We start from the raw sequence: 20762 nt of genomic DNA, 5'->3' as shown, positions 1-20762 counted from the left end.
ACGACTCACGTTCCAAGAAAAGTGGGTACTAGTATCTTCATCTCCTCACTGAACACGAAAAGCGGGCGCTAGCGCCCACTTCAGTGACTTATCCCATAAGCTGGAACCGCTTCGCAGTACCAGCCAGACCTCAGGCCAACTCAAGCATCGGACGTTGTGCCTGGATTCTCATTGCTGTCGATGATTTCCTGGTTCACCTGGCGTCCAGACCGGTCAACCCAGCCCGAGCCTGGTTGTTCATAAATCGTCTGGGCTCCGTCCGAAGTCAATTGATCAAGCGTACGGCCCGCATTCGACTGCGTCACCTTGAGATTGTTCTTACCGTCAAAGCGGTCTCCAAGCCCTTCGACGACCATGGCATTGTCGCCGTTAGTAATGGTCAGCTTCGAGGCCATCGTTTTGCCCTTGCCGATATCAACGGTGTCGACAGTAATCTTCGTGCCGTCGTCGAGCTGGAAAGTCATGTTCTTCTTGAAGTCAAAGTCGACCTTGCCGTCACCGTCGGCATCGACGTGGGGATCGCCTTTAATCGAGGTGATCTTGCCTGTTTGACTGTTACGAATGAGCACTGTTCCGTCATTTTCGTCGACCAAGATCGAATACTTATCACCAAGCTTGATCTCAGCCTTGCCGTCCCTGACCTCATGTGACCACACTGGCGCCGGCTGAGAAGACTGCGTGGGCACCTGGGCAGCCGCAACAGGCACCATCGCAAGAGGCGGCGGCGGAGGAGGAACGAAGAAGACGGGCGCCGTAGAGGTGGGCGCTCCGCTTGCATACTGGTAGTTGCCCGGCCCACGCCCTTGCTCGCCGTCGTCGATACTCGCCTGATTCACGGCGCGTCCGGCGCCATCGACCCATCCCTGTCCACTCTCATGGATCGTTTGGGCACCATCAGACGTCAACTCGTCAAGGGTCATCCCAGCGTTGGACTGCGTCACCCTCAGATTGTTTTTGCCATCCTTGTCGTCGCCGAGCCCCTCGACAACGATCGCGTTGTGGCCGTTCGTAATCGTAAGCTTTGAAGAGATGGCCTGGCCATTGCCGTAGTCGACATTATTCACAGTAATCTTCGTGCCGTCGTCGAGCTGAAACGTCATATCCTTCTTGAAATCGAAGTCATCCTTGCCGTCTCCGTCGGCATCAACGTGCGGGTCGCCATGAATGACCGTGACATGGCCGGTCTGGTTGTTGCGGACTGTCCACGTGCCATCCTTCTCATTGGCCGTAATCGTATACTTGTCCCCAAGGTTGATCGTGGCCTTGCCATCCTTGACCTCATGCGTCCACACCGGATCCACAGCAGGCTCGGCATTCTGATTCAGCTGGCTCATCAGCATGGTGGAAGGAGGAGGCGCCATCATGTACGCCTGCGTCGTAACGACGGCTGGCGCCACGACGACCGGAACGACACTCCCAACGGCCGTACCGACGAGGGCTGGTGAGGCTACCGGCAAGTACTGGTAGCTCGCCGGGGCATATTGCCCCAACATGGCGTTGAAGGTGGGAGTGACAACAGCGCCCTCCGGCGCCACTCCGTTCATCGAGTCGGGCGCACCCACCACTGGCAGGCCGGCCACGGGAAGATACTGCATTTAGTTCACTCCTGTTGCATAGACGACATCTGTAAAACTGTGAGCGTTACGCGCATAGTCACCCAAGATCCGCCGCTTCAGATCTGCATGAGAGCGCCTGATCAGCTCATCCGAACGAACGACTAATTCCCTTGCCAGAACCGGCAGCCTATGGAGATCCTCTCTCGCCCCATCACCGTAACCGCACGAGCACATCACGCGCATTCAACTCACAGATACGGTAGCCTGAACACCTGTCGAAAAGCTGACGATGATCAGCGAGCCAAGCCGCACGCACTTTGGCATCGATCGGATGTCCGAAACGCATCCTTCGCTGAACGTATCGCAAGATTTAATATTCCTTCCTGGCAAGATTCGTCTGGTACCAGCGGTGCTCCCATGTCTTCAGGCAAATGACACGACGTTGCCGGTTATCAGCCAATCATCTCATCCTCACCGCAATCAGCGCTCCCGCCGGAACTGCACATCATCTGCGAGGAGCGATCAACAGCTTGAACTCTCGCTGCATTTTCCCAAACATCAAGACTTCGCGAAAGGTGAGCTTTCGCAAGCCGCCATCTTAGCCAAACGGGACAAGCGAGGGCTGAGATCCGCACGGCTCGATGACCTTATCCCGCTTCCGTGCTCCACCCTGCAAGCCACGCGCCTGCGAAGGTTCCGCCAAGTCAAATCATTCCTGAACGCGCAGCTAAGCACGGCTCAACTCGCCTTCATCCAAGCCGGCTATAGGGCGCCGCTGGGAGCGACAGGGCGATCCGATGATTGCGAGCAGATGCAAGCCTGCCGCAAAATATCACTCGCCTCAACGTGAGGCTCGTCAGCTTTTCGAAAGCTAGCGCCCCTAGCATGAGGCCGCTGAAGCTAGGCGAACAGTCGTCTGCGCAACAAGACGAACATAGGAGAACGCAATGATCGGAGAAATGATTGGAAGCGCCGCCGGCGGTTACCTAGGCGGCCCGGCCGGAGCGGCAATTGGTTCGGCACTGGGCGGGACCGTGGACAAGGTCTTTGACAAGGTGGTCCACACCTTGGTGCCCGACGAGGGTCACCATGATAAGGCCGAAGACCACAAAGACGCCGGCGAAAAGACCGAGGTGCAATCCAAGCACGAGACTGCCTGCAAGAGCCCGGAGCTGAACCTCGGGCTCAGCACGCTCGGCGGTACGCCCATGTTCCTTTCCATTCCTGCGATCGTCTCGCCGGCCCGCACCTCGTAACAAATCAGAACCAGCGTTATCCCAAAAGAAAGGCAAATAGACATGGCGGTTGACAATGTTGGCGGAAATGGCGGCGCTGCTGGTGCCCAGCAGACCGGCGATAGCGGCTTCCAGAACCAGATGGCTGAATTCGAGCGTGTGAGCCAGAAGGTTCAGGCCCAGGCCGTGGCAATGCGCAGAATTACGACCGAACTCTCGTCCGAGAAGAAGGTCGCCGACGAGCGCGTCCAGTAATTCTGCAAGACGGGTGGCTCACCGCAGTTGCTACCGTCGCCGCGCTGTGAATGACGAAGTCTGGATGAGCCGTACGGCACTGCCGTACGGCTTCTCTCGTTATTCGGGGGATTATCGTGAACGACTCTGTTTCGCTTGAGTTCGAGGTGCTTTCGGGGGTCTATACCGGGCTCAAAGGAAAGACGGCGGGCGGCGAGAGCATTGTGGGCAGCGGCCTCGATGCGGACATGATCTTCGTTGAACAAGGGCTCGAACCGCATCATCTTCGCGTCATCCCGCAGCGCGATTCGATCGAGCTCGAAGCGCTCGCTGCCAGAATCAGCATTGACCGTCACGCTAGCATTGCAACAGGTGAGCGCGTCAGAGTGCCGCTTCCCGCGATCATTCATGCCGGCGCGATGTCCATCCGCTGGTCGGCAGAGGATTTCCAACCAATTGCTTCGAGCAAGCGATCTCGCCGCTCGATCGTGGCACTCAGCCTGATCTTGCTCAGCTCTGTCGCGATCGGCACCGTCTCAATCATCTTTGCCCCCGGCGATAGGGCGGTGGCGCCAAGCACCGGATCATCGCACGCGGTCGAAATTGCCGCTAAACCAACCGTCGATCATTTTGACGCGAGAGCTGCTGATGAAATGGCCGCATCACTGCGCCAACAGATCGAACGAGAGGGCCTTCCTGACGTCAAGATCGGGCACGGGCCCGGCGTCGTGACCGCGGAAGGGACGATTGCGCCGGACCTCGTCGCAAAATGGAAAGAAATCCAGCAATGGTTCGATCGTCAAAGCAATGGTACCCCGACCCTTGTGAACGCTGTCGCGGTGAAAGAGGAAAAGATGCCGTCTTCGATTGCTGTCCAAGCCGTCTGGCGCGGAAGCGAACCTTATCTGCTTATTGCCGGGCAGAAGTATTTCGTCGGCGCGCTCTTAAGTAATGGATGGACCGTTGATCGAATCGAGGATGGACGAGTTCTGCTCAGCCGCAACGGCCGATCTGCCGCTTTGCCCTATTAAGGTCTCTACCCTGCAAAAGAGAAGGAGAAGGCTATGGCTAGGCTGCCTCAGAACTCCGTAGGGCCCGGCAACTCATCGCAGGGGTTAGATGCGGGCCAGCACGCACCAGTCATCGGCTCGCCTCCTTCGCGAGGTGATAAGCTCGAAGTCGGAGGCGCCCATGCGGATAGCGGCACGAAGCGGGCGTCGTGGCAGGATGCGGCTTCGTATGATCTGCCAATTGATGGCGCGAGCGAAGCGGCGCTCGGGGTCGATTCCGTCGGCGCCATCTCACGCGTCACTTTATTCGAAAGCGAAGCAGGAGCGAATGAGGTAGATGCACGCGCGAGATTGGCTTCGCTTTATGGTCCCAATCTGTCCCGCGGACTACTCTCCTTCGTAGTTCCGCGCCTTCGTCATCCCGACGTACTGCGCGCTGACAAGCATGGTGTTCTTCTGGAACGCTTGACGCGAACATTGGAGGCGACGCCGGAAGACAAGACGGCGCGAGAGTGCTTGGCAATCCTGCAGCAGGAGCTGCAGCGGTTACTAATGCTCCGACAAAACCAAAACAGCTTAATCAAGGGTTAGCCATGGCCGATCCTGATGGATTGCATCGCGTCGCCGTTCCCCTGGCTCCAGGAGTCTCAAAATCCGGCGATATTCCGTCGATCTCCGGGCCAGAGCGCGACCTGCTTTGCGCACTCTCATATGTCCATCTCGCGTGCGGGCAGAGCGCACACAGCCTGGCTCTGTTGCGAATTGCAGCTCGCGAGCATTCCAACGACGTCGGTCTACTCCGCATTCTAGCCTACACGCTCATCGCCGAGGGCCTCGGCGAGGAAGCACTCCATGTGCTGGACCGGCTGGACGCACTTGATACGCAACCCTCTTCTCGCATACCGATGACGCTGTTGCGCAGTCACGCGCTACGGCACGCTGGCCGCATGGCCGAGGCTCGCGAGGTCTTCCAGACCTATGTGTCATTGCGCGCGAGTACAGCCCTCATCCGAAAGCAATAGGGATCTATCATGGCCAACACCTTGCGCGGCTTTGTCGTGCGCGCTCCGGCCCACCCGGATTTCATGGTTGCCTTGATGCTGCTTCTAGCGATCGGCATGATGATCATGCCAATCCCAATCATCGTGATCGACATGCTGATCGGCTTCAATCTTGGCTTTGCCATATTGCTGCTGATGGTTGCCCTCTATCTCAGCACACCGCTTGATTTCTCGTCCTTGCCGGGCGTCATCCTGATCTCCACCGTATTTCGGCTGGCGCTGACGATTGCAACAACACGGCTGATCCTCGCCGAAGGCGACGCGGGCAGCATCATTCACACCTTCGGCGACTTCGTCATTTCAGGGAATATTGCGGTCGGAATTGTCATATTCTTGATCGTGACCATGGTCCAATTCATGGTTCTTGCCAAGGGTGCCGAACGCGTCGCAGAGGTGTCTGCGCGCTTCACGCTTGACGCGCTACCAGGCAAGCAGATGGCGATCGATGCGGAGCTACGCAACAGCCACATCGATCAACACGAAGCACGCCGCCGACGTGCCGCCTTGGAACAAGAGAGTCAGCTTCATGGCGCTATGGATGGTGCCATGAAGTTCGTTAAGGGAGACGCGATCGCCGGGCTGATCGTGATCTGCATCAATATGCTTGGCGGAATAAGCATCGGCCTGCTCTCCAAGGGCATGTCGCTCGATGAAGCGCTGCATCAATATACTCTTTTGACGATTGGTGATGCGCTCATTTCGCAGATTCCGGCGCTGCTGCTGTCAATTACCGCCGCGACCATTGTCACGCGCGTCAACGGACCCTCCAAACTCAGACTCGGCGCCGATATCGTTCACCAACTTACCGCAAGTACGGAGGCACTTAGGCTAGCCGCTTGCGTCTTGGTATTCATGGGGCTCGTTCCTGGCTTTCCTTTGCCCCCGTTTGCCGTGCTGGCCGTCCTGTTCGCTGCCGCAAGCTACGTCAAGGTCGGCCCCAAAGACGACAAGCCTGCCGCCAAAATAGGAGCTAGCGCCGCGGCATCGGCGCCGGTTCCTGCAGCGGTCCAAAAGCAGGCCGCACATGCGGAAGCGCTTCCGATCGCGTTGTTCCTTGCACCAAACCTGACGGATTCGATCGACAAAGACGAGCTGGAAGAGAGCATTTCGCGTGTTTCAAGGCTCGTGTCGGCGGACCTTGGCATCACCATTCCGCGGATCCCTGCCCAGATTGGCGACAGCTTGTCCTCGTCGCAGTTCAGGGTCGATGTCGATAGTGTGCCAGTTGAGCGTGATGTGATCAATCCCGGGCACTTGGCACTCAACGACGATGTCGCGAACATCGAATTGAGCGGCATCCCCTTTCAACAAGACCCTGAAACGAATCGGGTCTGGATCGAAGAACGGCATGCAGCGGCTCTCAAGGCCGCCGGAATCGGATATCATCGGCTAAGCGAAGTTCTTGCCTTACGTCTCCATTCCACATTGACGCGCTTTGCACAGCGCCTGGTCGGTATTCAGGAAACCCGCCAATTGCTCGCTCGGATGGAGCAGGAATACCCTGATCTGGTGAAGGAGGTACTGCGTACGGCCACCGTCCCTCGGATCGCCGAGGTCCTGCGCCGCTTGCTCGATGAAGGCATTCCAATCCGCAATACCCGCTTGCTTCTGGAGGCATTGGCAGAATGGAGCGAGCGCGAGCAAAACGCCGTCCTGCTCACCGAGTATGTTCGTGCTACCTTAAAACGCCAAATCTGCTTCCGGTATGCTAATGCCCATCGCGTCGTGGTCGCCTTTATCATCGAGCGTGAGAGCGAGGAAGTCATCCGCGGCGCAGTACGGGAAACGGCCGTAGGCCCATATCTCGTCTTGGATGAATGGCAGAGCGAAAAGCTGCTTGCACAATTTCGTCAGATTCATGCGACCATCGCGCAAAGTAAGAGCCAGCCTGTCGTCCTCGGTTCGATGGATATCCGGCGTTTCGTGCGCGGTTTTCTCACGCGCAACGGAATCGACTTGCCTGTTCTGTCCTATCAAGATCTCGCCGCGGACTTCACGGTCCGGCCGATCGGATCCGTCAAGCTTCCAAAGGCGCCTTCCTCAGGAGGGCTCCTAACAGCTGCAAGCTAAGAGTGCGCAGCACTACCTTGTGAGTAGCCGATGAAATCTAATGACACCAGCTTCCGCCGATATCTGTGCTCCGCCAGTCCAAGGCTGCGGCCGGCTCTGCTTGCGATGCTGACTGTTGTGCTGCTCGCTGGTTGCGCTACCGCAGACAAACATGGCCTTTCACCGCAGCAGAGGTCCGCATCAGACCTCGCAGACAGCGAAGAGATCGACCCCGCCGCGCGCGAGCGCATTTCGCACGCGCTTGGCCGAGATGCTGATGAAGGGGCTCTGCGCGACGCATTGAAGCAACAGCCGAACAACATTGATGCGGCTATTCCTCTTGCGCGAGCCCTGCTGGCACGCAACTGTCCGAATGATGCGCTTGAGGTGCTCGACGGCGTGTTATTGGCAACCCCTGGCGACCTGCGCGCATTAAATGCCAAAGCAGTTGTTCTCGATCACGAGGGCCGTCATCAGGAAGCCCAAGAGCTATACCGCCAAGCTCTCGCGGCGGAACCTGCAAACCCGATGCTGCGCAACAATTTCGGACTGTCCCTCGCCCTTCAAGGCAAGATGGACGCCGGCGATGCCAGCGCAGCACCTCAGGCGGGCAGCCGGAAAGCATTGGCTCGTTCAAGATAAGGCGATCAAGAGCGGGCAGGAATAGCGAAGCGTGATGCTTAGCTGTCAGCTTGCCGACAGCTAGGCTTACTATGAGCGCGGAACCCCACTCCGGCGCGGCCTCGCCGACATAACAGGACGTGTTATGTTTCAAAACACTAAAGCTCTATCTAACAGCGAACGTGCGTCCGAGCTCGATGAAATGGGAACGAGCTCGGACGATGGCTCCCACACGGATAGCCCAAGATTCTTGGATGTATTCTCTGCTCTGAGTTTGGCGCCATCGAGCTGCTCCGTTGATGCATCTTTGGCAGCAGTCCCGCCATACGCGCTGGTTGACGAGCGGCCGGTGGTTGAGATCTCAAAATCTTCGTTTGAGAATAAGCTGGCAGATTTTTATGGAGGAGACATAGAGGATATTGCTGCCAATCCGCAGCGATACTCGCGCTGGGTTTCCGAAAAGGCTCACGCACAGCGGACACTGCATTTCGCTTCGGCACGAAGTCTATTTCGGAGAAATCGTGCTTTTTCAGCTATCAGCTTGGGAACAAGAGCGTCGGGCTTCTGAGAACGGAACCCGGCGGCCGCATGAGTGAGCTGTTCAAGGGCAACAATGATTGGCGCCATCAATTTCCTGGACGAGATGAAATCACCTCAACAATAGCTTTCCGGGTTACTCATCCGCTCGTCGAGAACGCGGGCGATATCTTGCTTGAACATCAGCTCCAGATCGACGGAAACAAACCGCTCGTTCTCTCCCACTCTTCCAATCCGGAAGCGAAAGCCCGCGCGGCAGCGTTGGGCTTTCTTGAGGTTAGTGACTCGATGATGGTGCTAGATCCCACCAAGCACGATGACAAATGGAAGAACGAAGGCGGCAATTGGCAGCGGGCGGGTAAGCCGCCTTTGTATCTTGCCGCGACTGAAGACAACAGCGGCAATGCCAAGTATACCGAGAGTGTAGCGAAGCCCGCGAACGATCCGTATGATGAGGAATATGACTTTATGTAGAGCCTACAGGCATCACACGAAGAGCGATTGGCCGGATCGGCGGGGCAAGATCAGGCCTCTATCTCATTTCCTGCTGCATGTACTCTTGAGCACCGACATCTTTTCCGTATCCGCAGGCGGAGTTGGACTGCGCTGTGGGTCCTTTCGTCTGGCGGAATCAAGCCGGACGAGCAGCAGATCGATTATCTCTCGGACTCCGCAGCCTCGTGTTCCTCCTGATCTGCAGCTTGCGCCAGCAAAGAGCCTGCTTGTATCAGCCGAAATGACGCGGTCTATCGGCACTGCGAAGCTACAGCGCGCGATGGCGGCGCACGATCTCCATGACACCCGGTCCTGCCATGTGAGGATCTCCTCCTCTGCCTTCCCGGGAAAAAACTTGCTCGCAAACCGTTTTCAGCCCTTTAGCCGCCGGCAGCGGACGGCATGATTGGTTGGCAGAATCTTGCCGGCATGAACGTCCTCCGGGAGGATCACATCCTCATCAAACCCGCTCGGCACTGCTACATCCACGCCCTTCTGGCATCTTGTCGTTCAGATAAGAGAGAGGAGAAATAGCGAAGTAGTTAACATGCGCCAACCAGGCTCCGGCTTGCAACCGCAAATCACATGACCGCGATCTGCGGTGCCCTTGGTATCCTTAATCTGAGTGACTTGTTGGCAGGTGATTTAAGGACGGTGAGCGGTGCGCTCGGCTTCCCTTTGCCTTACGTAAACCGCGACGGCCGGCAAGTGACTTCCACTGTCTCATCGAAGCTATCGCTGAGCATTTGTTTACCTCGCGCGTCAACAACCGATGGGCTTTTGCGGCAAATCTTCTCAATCGCGCTCCCCCGCGGCACCTGATGCGCGCGGCCGATAAACTACGCTGTTGTCGCACGTTCATCCTGGACTACTTCGGCGCAGTGTACTCAGAGGAGCTGCTCGCTGGCAGACAAATCGTCAAGCCGCTCATCGTGTAGAGCGAGATGTGTGACGGCAAGCTGCTGAGTGTTGTGCCAGCGTATATCGCGCTTGATCTACCCCCAAATCTCCAGAGACGCCAAGTTCTCCTGAGACGTTGTGCGCAAGGTTGTGTTCATGACATGTCGACGGTTACATTTGGCCACCTGAAGCCTTGGACTCGACGACGCGCACCACTCCGGCGGTTAGCGTCTATGCCGGCACGGTCAGATCAGATCGAGCAGCATGCTTCACGCTTCAGAACGACCTGCAGGTGGTTGTGATCCAGGATCATCGCACACCAGTCGTCACTCAGATGATCTGGTATAAGGTCGGTTCCGCGGATGAACCGCCCGGCAAATCGGGGCTTGCGCATTTCCTCGAACACCTGATGTTCAAGGGTACTTCCAAACATCCGGCGGATGAATTCTCCAAGGCCGTGCTGCGCGCCAGCGGCTACCAGAACGCCTTTACCGGGTTCGACTTCACCAGCTACTTCCAGCACGTGCCTCGAGAGCACCTCGGCAAGATGATGGAATTTGAAGCCGACCGCATGACCGGTCTCGTTCTCAAGGACGAGAACGTGCTCTCCGAGCGAGACGTCGTGCTGGAGGAATTCAATATGAGGGTCGCCAACCATCCAGGTAACCGGCTTGCTGAGCAGATGATGGCGGCGCTTTACCTCAACCACCCCTACGGCCACCCTATTATCGCGTGGCGCCAGGAAATCGAAAAGCTTACCCGAGAGGACGCGCTTGCCTTCTACCGGCGCTTCTATGCACCTAACAACGCGATCCTGATTGTCGCTGGCGACGTAGCCACCAAGGAAATGCGCTCCATGGTGAAGGAGACGTTTGGCGGCATCCCCGCGCAACCTTCGATTCCCAAGGAACGCCTGCGGCCGCAGGAACCGCCGCCGGCCGCGCAGCGCAGAGTGACACTGGCCGATGCCCGCGTCGAGCAGCCGGCCCTGCGCCGCTATTATCTCATACCCTCGACTCGCAGCGCGGCCGCGGGCGAGGGTCCAGCGCTTGAGGTGCTCGAGCAGTTGATGGGCGGCGGCATTAACTCATATCTCTATCTCTCGCTGGTTGTCGAAAAGCAGCTCGCGGTCACCGCCAGGGCGAGCTACCACTCTGCCGCGCTCGATCCATCGCTATTCGAGATTTCCGTCATACCAAAGCCTGGCGCCAACCTCAGCCTGATCGAGCGCTGCATCGACGAGGTAATCGCCGGTATTGCCCGTAATCCCGCGAGTGCCGAAGATCTCCAGCGGGCGAAGACGCGGCTAACCGCGCAAGTCGCCTACGCCCAAGACAGTCAGGAACTGCTCGCTCACTGGTATGGCCGCGCCCTGACGACGGGACTATGCATCGAGGATGTACAACGCTGGCCGGACGACATCCGAGCGGTCGGCGCACCGCAGGTGCATGAGGCCGCGCGGATATGGCTCGACAAGAAACGAGCGGTAACCGGCTATCTCGTCAAAGAGTCTACCCCGCAACACTGGGAGACGCTCTAGTGATCCATCCTTGCACTCGACGCGGGATCCTCCTTGGAGGAGCCTCCCTCTCCATGGCGGTGCTCGCTTCGTCAAATTCGCATGCCGCACCACGATCACTGGACCGGACCAGGATCAAGCGTTTGATTTCGTCTTGCGGCATAGAAGCCTGGTTCGTGCAGGACTCCACTGTCCCATTGATCTCGATGGAATATGCCTTCACCGGCGGCGCGGCTCAGGATCCCGCTCAAAGACCTGGCGTAGCCCACATGGTTTCTGGGCTGCTCAAGGAAGGTTCCGGCAAATTTGACTTCAAGACCTTTCATCAGCGGCTGGACCGCCATGCCATTGAGCTGCGTTTTCACGTGACCCATGATCACTTCCGCGGTGCCTTGCGCACGATCAATGACAGCGCGGAGGAGGCCTTCGAGCTTTTACGGATCGCGCTAACCTCGCCGCGTTTTGAGGCCGCCGACGTCGAATGGAACCGTGCCGCTGTGCTTGCGCGCCTTCGGCACGACTCAACCGATCCTTCGTCGCTGGCTCGCCGCAAGTTCCTCGAAGTCGCTTTTGGGGATCATCCCTATGCTCGCCCAGTCGATGGCTACTTGGAAAGCGTGCCGAAGATAGAGGCCGAGGATCTCAAGGGTTATGTCCGGCGCGTCATTGCAAAAAGACACGTTCAAAATCGCGGTGGTCGGCGGGGTCGATCCAGGGGCCGTCTGCAAGCTGCTCGATAAGACCTTTGGCAGCCTGCCGAGCAACGCGGAAGCGATGCCGGTCGCCGACGTCATCGCAGCAAAGCCGCCGCAGCGGGTCTTTATTCAGCTCGATGTGCCGCAGACAGTTGTGACTTTTGGCGGTCCAGCCGTCCGTCGCAGCGAGCCGGGTTTCATGCCCGCCTGTATCGTCAACCACATTCTCGGCGGCGGCGGCCTGACGTCACGCCTGTTCCGCGAAGTCCGCGAGAAGCGCGGACTGGCTTATTCAGTCCGTGAGCAGCTTGTCTGGCTGGATCATTCAGCCATGTTTCTCGGTACCAGCGGCACCTGCGCCGATCGGGCCGGTGAAACGGTTGAAGAAATCGAGAAGCAGGTCCGACAGATCGCCGCGGAAGGACCGACTCAGCAGGAGCTCGATGACGCAAAGTCCTACCTGAAGGGCTCGCAACTGGTAGCTCTCAACACATCATCAAAACTGGCGCGAACGCTACTGCAGCATCAGCTTGACAAGTTGCCTATCGACTATCTCGAAAACCAGAATGCCGTCGTCGATGCGGTGACGCTGGAAGACGCCAAAGAGAGCAGCGCAGCGGCTGTGGGGCGGGGGTCTGCTCACAATTATCGTCGGCCGCGCCCCAAAGGACGCAGCGCAGGCGGCCATTGTGCCGTCCAGGACTACACCCCCGCCGGGCGCCGATCAGCTAGACACCGGCCCGACGACGCCGCCCAATTTATTTTCTAGCAGCCCATGTGCTTAGCTCTCGCGCGCAGAGAGGCCTTTAGCCACTCACCTTTAGCTCGTGGAGATATTCCTCGGCATGCCGAAAAGACGGCGATCTGATCCAGTAGACCTTTGATGGTCTGCGAAGCCATAGTCGGACCGCCTAGCATCCCCCCGATTTGCGCTTTCATCGAGCTCGCAATCTGACGCTACGTAAGACTCGGTCTCCCATTAAAATTTGATAGCGGCAGCGACAGCATCCATAGCGAACCTACGGCAATCCAACGATCACCATGGGCAGACTTTGATTCTTGCCCCGCATATTCCAGCCGCACACAAACCTCACGTAAATCACCAGTACAAGTGATTACTCCCATTGCCGGAGCTGCATCATCACGCGACGTTACTCGCTAGATGTTGAAAACGCTTATCAGTTGCAGAGCTCTCGCATCGGCGGTTCATTGCCCCTTCTTTCCGCCATGTTCGCACCCAAAGCAGTGACGCGCCGATAGCGCACTTTGCGCGCGGCAATAGCAAGAGCTCAGGAGATGTTTCTATGGTGAAGCCAGTGGTAATTGTAGTCGGTGCGGACAAGGGAGGAGTCGGCAAGACGACCGTATCACGAACGCTACTGGACTACTTTAGCGTCAATAACGTGCAAATACGCGCGTTCGACACGGAGTCGCCCCGGGGAACGCTGAAGCGCTTTTACCCCGGGATCACTGAGATCGTCGACATGACTGCGACGGCGGACCAGATGAAGATCTTCGATACCTTGAACTCAGGGCTGTCCGTCACTGTCATCGATGCTCGCGCAGGCCTACTGTCCTCTGCGCTGGCTTCCTTGCGCAACATCGGCTTTCTGGACTCGGCACGGTCTGGCCAGATCACATTTGCCGTGTTCCACATCCTGGGATCATCTATCGCGTCGCTAGACGAGATCGAGGAAACCGCGACTTTCATGACCGGTGCAAAGTACTACCTGGTCAAGAACTTCATCAACGACACTCAATTCTTCCAGTGGGATCAAGCCACTTATAATTCCTATTTTCATCGCATCAAACATGCGACTGAGTTGACCATCCCGAAGCTTAACGAGATGGCGTATGAGCAGGTGGAAGTCGCGTCCGTCCCGTTCATAGACTTCGTCGCGAACAAGGGACGCAATGATGAACCCGCGAACAACTCCTTCGTGCTGCGCGGCTATGTCCGGCACTGGCTGGCAAATGTCTGGAGCGAATTTGATCGCATCAACTTGACGGAATTGGCCGGGGCCAAGTCCGCCACCCGGGCCGGCGAGAAGTAGCCGTATATCCGGCAAGCTCGAGCCCACGCACGGAACGAAATTGATCTGCTGGCTATGTTAGCGACCCCCATCTACATCATCTGCTCACCTAGCCCGCAGGTCGGTAAAACCCTCATCGCTCGGGCCATGAGCGAGTTCTTGCTGCTGAAAGACGGTACAACGCTGTCGTTTGACGTCAACTTGAAAGAGCCATCATTGCTCGACTACCTGCCCAACATCACGGAGACCGCGGATGTGATCGACACATACGGCAAGATGCAGCTGATGGACCCTCTCATCGTTCACGATCGTGTACCCAAAGTAATCGATCTCGGCTTTCACGCCTTCGACGAATTCTTCAAGATGTGCGAGGAGATTGGCTTCGTCAAGGAGACGGCGCGGTGCTGTGTCACCCCTGTCGTACTCTTCGTCGCGGGCGCAGATCGCATCTCCTTTCGTGGTTACGAGATGCTGCGGCGGCGAATTCCCCCGGCCTCGCTGGTCATCATCCACAATGAATTCGCACTGCGCGGCGGATTACCTGAAGCGATGGACGGCGATCGGGTGATTCGAATTTCCGCACTACCGCTGTTCCTTAAGAGATATATAGATCGGCTTGGCTTTTCCTTCACTGGGTATCTGCGCAACGAGAAGGACTGGTCCACCGAGCTGCATCAATGGATCCGGCGGAATTACGGCATGTTTCGCGATCTGGATTCGAGTGTGACGCTGCGAAGGTGGGATCGGCCGCGGGGGACGGACATCGGTAGCCTACGTTGCACGAGGGCGACTTGAAGAGATCGGTCTGATCCCCCATCTATTTGTCTGGCCTATGAGAGGCCGTTGAGCGCTGAGTTCAACGGCGCTCGCAACGTGAACGCATTGCGTTTTGCTAATCTTCTCTTGGATGTCCATCCTATACCATGATCGTCCGCACGGACGCACGGGCGCAATTAACAGAGCTCATTCGGCAATGGCTCATGCAGACAGTCCGTCATGCAGGCAGTCCGTCCCGGAAGGCGTCGATTAAATTTTGACTTTTGTGACCGGCGAGGCGGATCGACGGACCCTCCTTCGGAGGTGCGCTCATAGCTGAAGGCCGAGCTTCCCGAGGACCTGATGCAGGAGCGCGCTTTTGATCGCGCGGGCAATCTCGTTTCGTATCTGGCGCCGAGGACCGGCTCGGCATCGGCATCGCCCGTCAGACCATGCTCAGCCAGTCGCTCATCCAAGCGGGTTTCAAATTGTACACCCATCACGCCGACGAGCCGCTCCTGCATTTCAGCATAATCTTGGGGTACCATACGCCTCACCACGCTTTCCATGGTTGCCATCGCGTCGCTAAATAGTCCCGAAATTCCGCCGCTTCCCGTCCCGCGCCGACGCCTCGGCCCTGGCCACATCGGCCTCGGTCACTTGAGACACATTCATGAAGCGCATGTCGGGAGCGTTGTGCCGCAGCTCCAGGGCGTCCCGCAGCTGGGCTTGGTAGGCAAGATAAACCTCGATCTCGTCGACATCCGCGTCGGGATCGGCACGGCGAAGTGAGTTGCCCCTCTCGCGCGCGATCCCGTCAAGCGCTTCCAAGCGAAACAAGACGCGGTCGTTCTGGAGCAGTTCGCCGAGGCGCCCGTCATAGAGTCCGTCCTCGACATCAGCGTTCAGGCGTGCGGTCTGCATGCCGTTCCAGACCAAAGTAACGCGATCTTCGCAGCTCCCGTTCGCTCCGGAAGCCAACTCGAAATACTGCTCGCGTAAACGGGGCCTGACGGCTGCCTGCCGCAGATCTTCGGCGACCGCCAGGCGGAACGCCTAGTGATGGTAGTTCACGGTCTCTGCAGGCAGGCGCGTCAGCCCATTGCTGATGGCCTAGAGCCGCTGGAGGCCGGTCGAAAGTGTCTCGGGCAGGCTGTCGAGCTGATTGTGATCCACATTCAGGCGGCGCACCTCGGCCAAAATGGGCGCAGGCAAGGCGGTAAGGGACCGAGACGACAGATCTAGCGGCTGATTGAGATCACCCGTCCCCCGCCAAGCCGACGTTCGGCTTACCGCTTGTTGCCGATCCCCATGTTGCCCCTGCCCGTCTTCGGCAGCCCAGTTGGCCAGCACCTCCTCCGGCGAGGCAACCGCTCCGGCAGCGGACGTGTGCACGCCGGCCAAGGTCTCTCCCCACAGCGGTGCGGCCGGAGAGCCTGGTTCGGAGCTTTCCAAATCGGAAGTTGCGGAAGGAATACGAGTGACGAGCTGTTCTGTGTTCATCGATATCGTTTCTTCGGTAGCAAAATGAAGCGAATGCGCCGGGGCGGCGCATCTTAGAACCGCCAATCCTCCACTATGGCTGACGCGCCACCGGCCCACAAGGAGTGAGGTGCGATCCCACAAGCGTGCCGACAGGCACGAATGGCCCGGATACGCTTCTGCAACTAGCACCCACTGCAGACAGTGTAGCGAATCCAGACGGCGTTTCGCTCGCGGATCAATTGATATTGCAGTCCACCGGTCTCGCCTGCGAGCTCTGCGCCCATTGAGCCAAGCCTGCAAGGGAGTAGCGGCGCTCATGATACGAGCGCCACCTGTCGATAACCTGACGCAGTCCGGAGCGACGAAATGACGGATGGCGTTTGTAATTCCGTAACCTTGGGCTCAGCTCTCCGCAGACGAATCACTTTGTGCTGGACCGGCTGGTGGCGGGTGCCGGTCCGCCGGCAGCAGCGCGTTTAGGCCGGCAACTTTGCTGTGACGTGAGGCGAGGCGGCCATACTTCTCCCCGGGGTCAAACGCTTGGGCGATAGCTGAGCTCAAAAGCTTGCAGCCTATCGCGCTAACGCGCTTGGCTACGAGACGCAGCGCGCCCCGATGTCAACACCGCGGGCTCGCTAATTCTCTTCGACGCGGAGTTCCCAGCCATTTTAACATTGGTCACGTGAACCGGCAAACGGCGATCGGGCGGCTCTTCACGGTATCCTTCCGACTGGATAATCGGACAGGTGCATCTGTCACTGGTACGACAGATTTTCTGTGTCGAGCTCAGTGTAGCCTAGCTGCGCCGCGACCAAATAACTCGAGCAGCTAGTGCGCCTTGTTGATCTCGCGTTAAACACGCTTAACCCTATGAGCGCTGGAATTGTGCAGGACACACGTTCGCGGCGCATTGAAACCGCGAGGATCTGCCGCGATTTCTCGCCAAACGCGCGGCGTAGGATAATATTGACTTATAAGCGTCGCATACATCGGACTTCTCGCCTCCTCCGGACACGAGCGGGCGATACGCCGTTGTCGGCTCAACTATCCGGCAGGAATGCGGAGCCAGGGAACGACCGCTCGACGAGCATCGCCATGTTTTACACTTAAGGATCAACATCCGTGATGACTTCGATTGATGATACGCTAAGTGAGATCAGATGGCTGCGAAACGGAATCTGGCGCTGCCGCCGGCTACTTAACACCGACCTGCCTGGCACCGAACGCAAGGCCCTTGAGAAGCGTCTGCATGAACAGCTCTCTGCCTTTGAACGGCTCTCGTCGACGGCGTTTCCTTTCGCCTTGAGCTCTAAAGTGTATTCGGTCAGGAGCACCACAATCGGGCGAAGCGACTCCCCTGAAGCGCCCATAGAGAACGCCGCAATGGTATCAAGCGGTTGCATGGGGAAATCGATCAGCGGCTAACAAAAGAGGTTTCCTAGCCCAATCTGTTACAGCTCAGTCTAGCCGAAGGTAATCCTGAGAAATCTAAGGCAACCGCGATGAAACAAACGCGCTGATATTCCGGCAATCATTGGCTGTCGCAGCCGACTTAGCCACTTCCGCAAAAATACGTAGTCGCGGGCCACAATGCCATAAATTGATGACAGTACGGTCCACTGCCTCCACAGCTGACGCTGATTGCCCTTGGGACCAGCCACAGAGAGACGAAAGCAACTTCACAAAACCTCGAAGCCGCGAATGGCTACAGCGCTGAACAAAGCGCAACTGCTGCAGCACGAAACTCGAAATTCAAGGCCGCACCACGCCTGGGCAACTGTATCGCTAATCGAGCCAATCCAATCACGGATCGGTCCCACCCAGCCGACTGCGCCTCGGCAGGCTGATGCTCCAGCCCGGTCGACCTTCAGCCACCAAGCTGGCCAACCCCGCCGCCCGTCAGTCTGAATACTTCACTATCGTTCGAGTTCGCAACTGCCGCGTCTCTCGATGAGGGCCTACCGGGCGCTTGTTGAGCGATTGTCTCGGTGCATCGTTTTCGTTTGCCGCGGTTGGCATCATGCGCCGGCATTCGCGGTGCAAGTTTTTGAAATTGTCCCTAAGACAAAACATGGCCACGTCAACATCGCTACGGCCTGTAAAGCGGTCACAGAAGCGGATCACGTCTGATTTGCACGACGCCAAGACTTCCTCGGCTCGCCGATCTCGCGCGCGAGCGTGTCCTGTGCACCATGTCGCAGCGATCGCGATCGCAGCGAGGACGGCTGCAAAGCGATGCGCATTGCAAGTCCAGCCCATTCGTCGCTCTTGATTGACCAAACCCCTCATAAGACGCCTGTGCTTCTCTGTTTTTCTTTGCCCCGAGAGGTGATCTGTTTACCGGATTGGAATGCCTCGGCAGCCATGAGTCTCGCTTCTCGCGGGCCGGCTGCAATGATTGCCGCGCTCCGAATCATTATCCCGCCACTCGCAACACGCATTGCGAAGACCGCGACAAACAGAGATCGGCCGTTTAGCACTTATGTGCCCATGTTGGCTCCCAATATGGTTTTCTGCTTCGCCATGCCTACAACCTGACGTTACGGTCGATTCAAGCACTTTGAGCGCGCGGGCACCGCATATCATCTCGGTCAGCGCTTTCGCCAAGCGACCGTCTACAGGCCTTCTCCGCCGAGTAGATCGGATGGCGCGTCAGTCGGATGGCATGGAGTTGTGCATCATTGACGAGCTCTACGGCCGCATATTCGCCAAAGCACGATCTCGAACGCGAGAGGCTTGGCATGATCCTTGGGTGCCGCCTCACGGCCCTGCATGTGCGGTTGGAGACGCGAGCGTCAAAGTCCTACAATAGGATGCGGCGATTTAAGACGCGGAGTGGAGACAGATAAAACGCCTCCCTTGCCGCTAACCGCCCAGTTATCACTTCGAACGGCACGCGGATTGCTGGGTAAGTATCAGCCAGTTGCCGGGAAGGAAGCGGCTCAGGCGGAGCCGGAGTTCCAATGAGACTTATTCGATTCATGTTAATCGACCTGGCGCTGATGCTGGTCGCACCTGAGAGTGCAGAGGCTACGATCAGCTACTGGGCAGACTTCAAATCGGCTCGCGAAGCTGTGGGATCATTGATGCCGATTTCCGGCCGCGGGCCAGTATTCAGCTTTGGCGTGAGCCGGCATCTTTGCCCCCCAACCTCTCAAGCCGCGCCATTCAACATTCACCAGAAGGCCTCGGCCCGGCCAAGCAGACCAAAGACCTCGCGTTGCTGGAAAGGCGGCGCTTAACTCTTAAGGTAAGCGCGCCGGCCACCGTACCGATTGCCACGATCCACCGGCGTGGAGCTGCTCAACAAGGCTCCGGACTTGAAACCGCTCTGCACGCCTCCCTCCCACTTTATACCCTCTTGCGAGCAGCAGCGCCGTGCTGGAGCGGAATAGACTGGATGGCCAGCAGCATAACGATCACCTCCAGTGCAGCCGCTAGGCTCCTCACTTAGATGGAAGATGCAGCACATGGGCGGGTTCACCAAAGAAGCCAAGAAGGGCTATATTGAGGTTGCCTTCAACGGCTCGCTCGCGAGCATTCTGCTTGATACGCAGTTCAGCGTACCGGCCAAAGGCGTCACAGCGATTTTTGGTCCGCCTGGGTGCGGCAAAACTACACTCGCGCGCTGCATCGCTGGCGTGCAGCGTCTGCCGAATGGCTTCTGTGCGATTGATGGGGAGATTTGGCAAGATGAGACGACGTTTCGACCGCCTCATCTGCGTCGCGTCGCATATGTATTTCAGCTACCGATCCTCTCTTCTCATTTGTCGGTACGACGCACCCTTTTATACAACGCGTCAAACTCGGAACCGACACTGATCGATTTTGATGGTGTGGTCGAATTGCTCGGCTTGGCGCCACTGCTCGAGCGTACGCCATCACATCTTTCCAAGACCGAGCGGCAGCGACTTGCCCTTGGCAGTGCGCTGCTAGGCCAGCCTCGGCTACTCCTGCTGGACGATCCACTCATTGTGCGCGACCGCTCCGCCAAATGCGAGATCCTGCCATTTCTCGAACGCATCCTGCAATCGCTTGCGTTGCCGATGATCTACATCAGCCATGACATCACCGATATCGAACGTCTCGCCGATCATCTCGTCATGATGAAAGATGGCACCGTGACTGCGGCCGGTCCGCTCAATGTCACCCAGAGCGACCCGGCGCTCGCCAGCCGCAGTGAAGCGGCAATCTGTCTGGATACTATGGTCGGCGGTTATGACGGGCGCTACGGGCTGGTCAAGCTCCGCCTCAAATCCGCGCGCTTTCTGATACCAGCAGTACCGCTAAGGCCGGGCGCAAGGCTGCGGCTGCGCATCGCTGCCGGCGACGTCAGCATTGCGTGCGAACCTCCGCGCGCAAGCTCTATCCTCAATGTATTTCGAGCACGCATAACGGCCTCTCTGCCGCACGGCGATGCTGAGGTCACCTTGGTTCTGACCCTTGAAACTGGCCACTCTGGCGTGCCGCTTTTGGCGCGCATCACGCGCCGCTCCTTTGATGCCCTACGGCTCAGTATTGGAGCGGAAGTATTCGCGGAAGAGCTATGCGGGAAACTGGGTGATGACGGAATGAG

17 protein-coding genes and 1 pseudogene are annotated in these 20762 nt (G+C 57.8%); 14 read left to right on the top strand and 4 right to left on the bottom strand.

What is annotated here, in order from left to right:
• Positions 1-140: 140 nt before the first annotated feature.
• The gene (locus IC66_RS0140230) at positions 141-1595 is read right to left on the bottom strand and encodes a DUF1521 domain-containing protein (protein ID WP_014497946.1); all 1455 of its coding nucleotides are present in this window, start codon (positions 1593-1595) and stop codon (positions 141-143) included.
• Positions 1596-1845: 250 nt separating this feature from the next.
• Here IC66_RS0140230 and IC66_RS44470 point away from each other — a divergent pair, with 250 nt between their 5' ends.
• From IC66_RS44470 to IC66_RS0140160, 13 genes and pseudogenes are all read left to right on the top strand, one after another.
• Positions 1846-2406, top strand: coding sequence for a hypothetical protein (locus IC66_RS44470; RefSeq protein ID WP_080588795.1), 561 nt, complete (start codon positions 1846-1848; stop codon positions 2404-2406).
• 97 nt (positions 2407-2503) lie between these two features.
• Positions 2504-2812, top strand: a complete 309-nt coding sequence (locus tag IC66_RS0140225) for a hypothetical protein (protein ID WP_011084613.1) — start codon at positions 2504-2506, stop codon at positions 2810-2812.
• Positions 2813-2854: 42 nt separating this feature from the next.
• Complete coding sequence (locus tag IC66_RS0140220; RefSeq protein WP_014497948.1) at positions 2855-3046, top strand: hypothetical protein; 192 nt, start codon at positions 2855-2857, stop codon at positions 3044-3046.
• Positions 3047-3162: 116 nt separating this feature from the next.
• Positions 3163-4056: a SctD/MshK family protein gene (locus IC66_RS0140215; RefSeq protein ID WP_011084612.1), complete on the top strand. Its 894-nt coding sequence runs from the start codon at positions 3163-3165 to the stop codon at positions 4054-4056.
• Between the two features lie 33 nt (positions 4057-4089).
• On the top strand, positions 4090-4626 hold the full coding sequence (locus tag IC66_RS44465; protein ID WP_011084611.1) for a hypothetical protein: 537 nt from the start codon (positions 4090-4092) through the stop codon (positions 4624-4626).
• A gap of 2 nt (positions 4627-4628) precedes the next feature.
• On the top strand, positions 4629-5057 hold the full coding sequence (locus IC66_RS0140205; RefSeq protein ID WP_011084610.1) for a tetratricopeptide repeat protein: 429 nt from the start codon (positions 4629-4631) through the stop codon (positions 5055-5057).
• Between the two features lie 9 nt (positions 5058-5066).
• Entirely contained in the window at positions 5067-7166 is a 2100-nt protein-coding gene (sctV, locus tag IC66_RS0140200) for a type III secretion system export apparatus subunit SctV (protein ID WP_038951246.1), read from the top strand.
• Positions 7167-7196: 30 nt separating this feature from the next.
• On the top strand, positions 7197-7787 hold the full coding sequence (locus tag IC66_RS44460; protein WP_011084608.1) for a tetratricopeptide repeat protein: 591 nt from the start codon (positions 7197-7199) through the stop codon (positions 7785-7787).
• A gap of 567 nt (positions 7788-8354) precedes the next feature.
• Positions 8355-8777, top strand: coding sequence for a hypothetical protein (locus tag IC66_RS0140190; protein WP_011084606.1), 423 nt, complete (start codon positions 8355-8357; stop codon positions 8775-8777).
• 1114 nt (positions 8778-9891) lie between these two features.
• Positions 9892-11238 (top strand): M16 family metallopeptidase, encoded by a 1347-nt coding sequence (locus tag IC66_RS0140180; RefSeq protein ID WP_083859401.1) that lies wholly within the window; start codon positions 9892-9894, stop codon positions 11236-11238.
• 53 nt (positions 11239-11291) lie between these two features.
• Positions 11292-12697, top strand: a pseudogene (locus IC66_RS47405) (M16 family metallopeptidase).
• Between the two features lie 519 nt (positions 12698-13216).
• Entirely contained in the window at positions 13217-13966 is a 750-nt protein-coding gene (locus IC66_RS0140165) for a hypothetical protein (RefSeq protein WP_011084600.1), read from the top strand.
• 54 nt (positions 13967-14020) lie between these two features.
• On the top strand, positions 14021-14740 hold the full coding sequence (locus IC66_RS0140160) for a hypothetical protein (protein ID WP_011084599.1): 720 nt from the start codon (positions 14021-14023) through the stop codon (positions 14738-14740).
• Between the two features lie 546 nt (positions 14741-15286).
• Here IC66_RS0140160 and IC66_RS48780 read toward each other — a convergent pair.
• From IC66_RS48780 to IC66_RS47400, 3 genes are all read right to left on the bottom strand, one after another.
• Positions 15287-15730, bottom strand: coding sequence for an NEL domain-containing protein (locus tag IC66_RS48780; protein WP_240536560.1), 444 nt, complete (start codon positions 15728-15730; stop codon positions 15287-15289).
• Between the two features lie 84 nt (positions 15731-15814).
• Complete coding sequence (locus IC66_RS48775; protein ID WP_014497954.1) at positions 15815-16204, bottom strand: hypothetical protein; 390 nt, start codon at positions 16202-16204, stop codon at positions 15815-15817.
• A gap of 1088 nt (positions 16205-17292) precedes the next feature.
• Positions 17293-17589: a hypothetical protein gene (locus IC66_RS47400; RefSeq protein ID WP_161170740.1), complete on the bottom strand. Its 297-nt coding sequence runs from the start codon at positions 17587-17589 to the stop codon at positions 17293-17295.
• A 2067-nt stretch (positions 17590-19656) separates the two neighbouring features.
• Here IC66_RS47400 and modC point away from each other — a divergent pair.
• A partial coding sequence (modC, locus tag IC66_RS0140140) for a molybdenum ABC transporter ATP-binding protein (RefSeq protein ID WP_038951244.1) occupies positions 19657-20762 on the top strand: 1106 nt, incomplete at its 3' end.

This window comes from Bradyrhizobium genomosp. III, assembly GCF_000261705.1.
Lineage (GTDB): Bacteria > Pseudomonadota > Alphaproteobacteria > Rhizobiales > Xanthobacteraceae > Bradyrhizobium > Bradyrhizobium ottawaense.
Note: the sequence above shows the minus strand (reverse complement) of the source record. Positions and strands in the feature narration are given on the sequence as shown.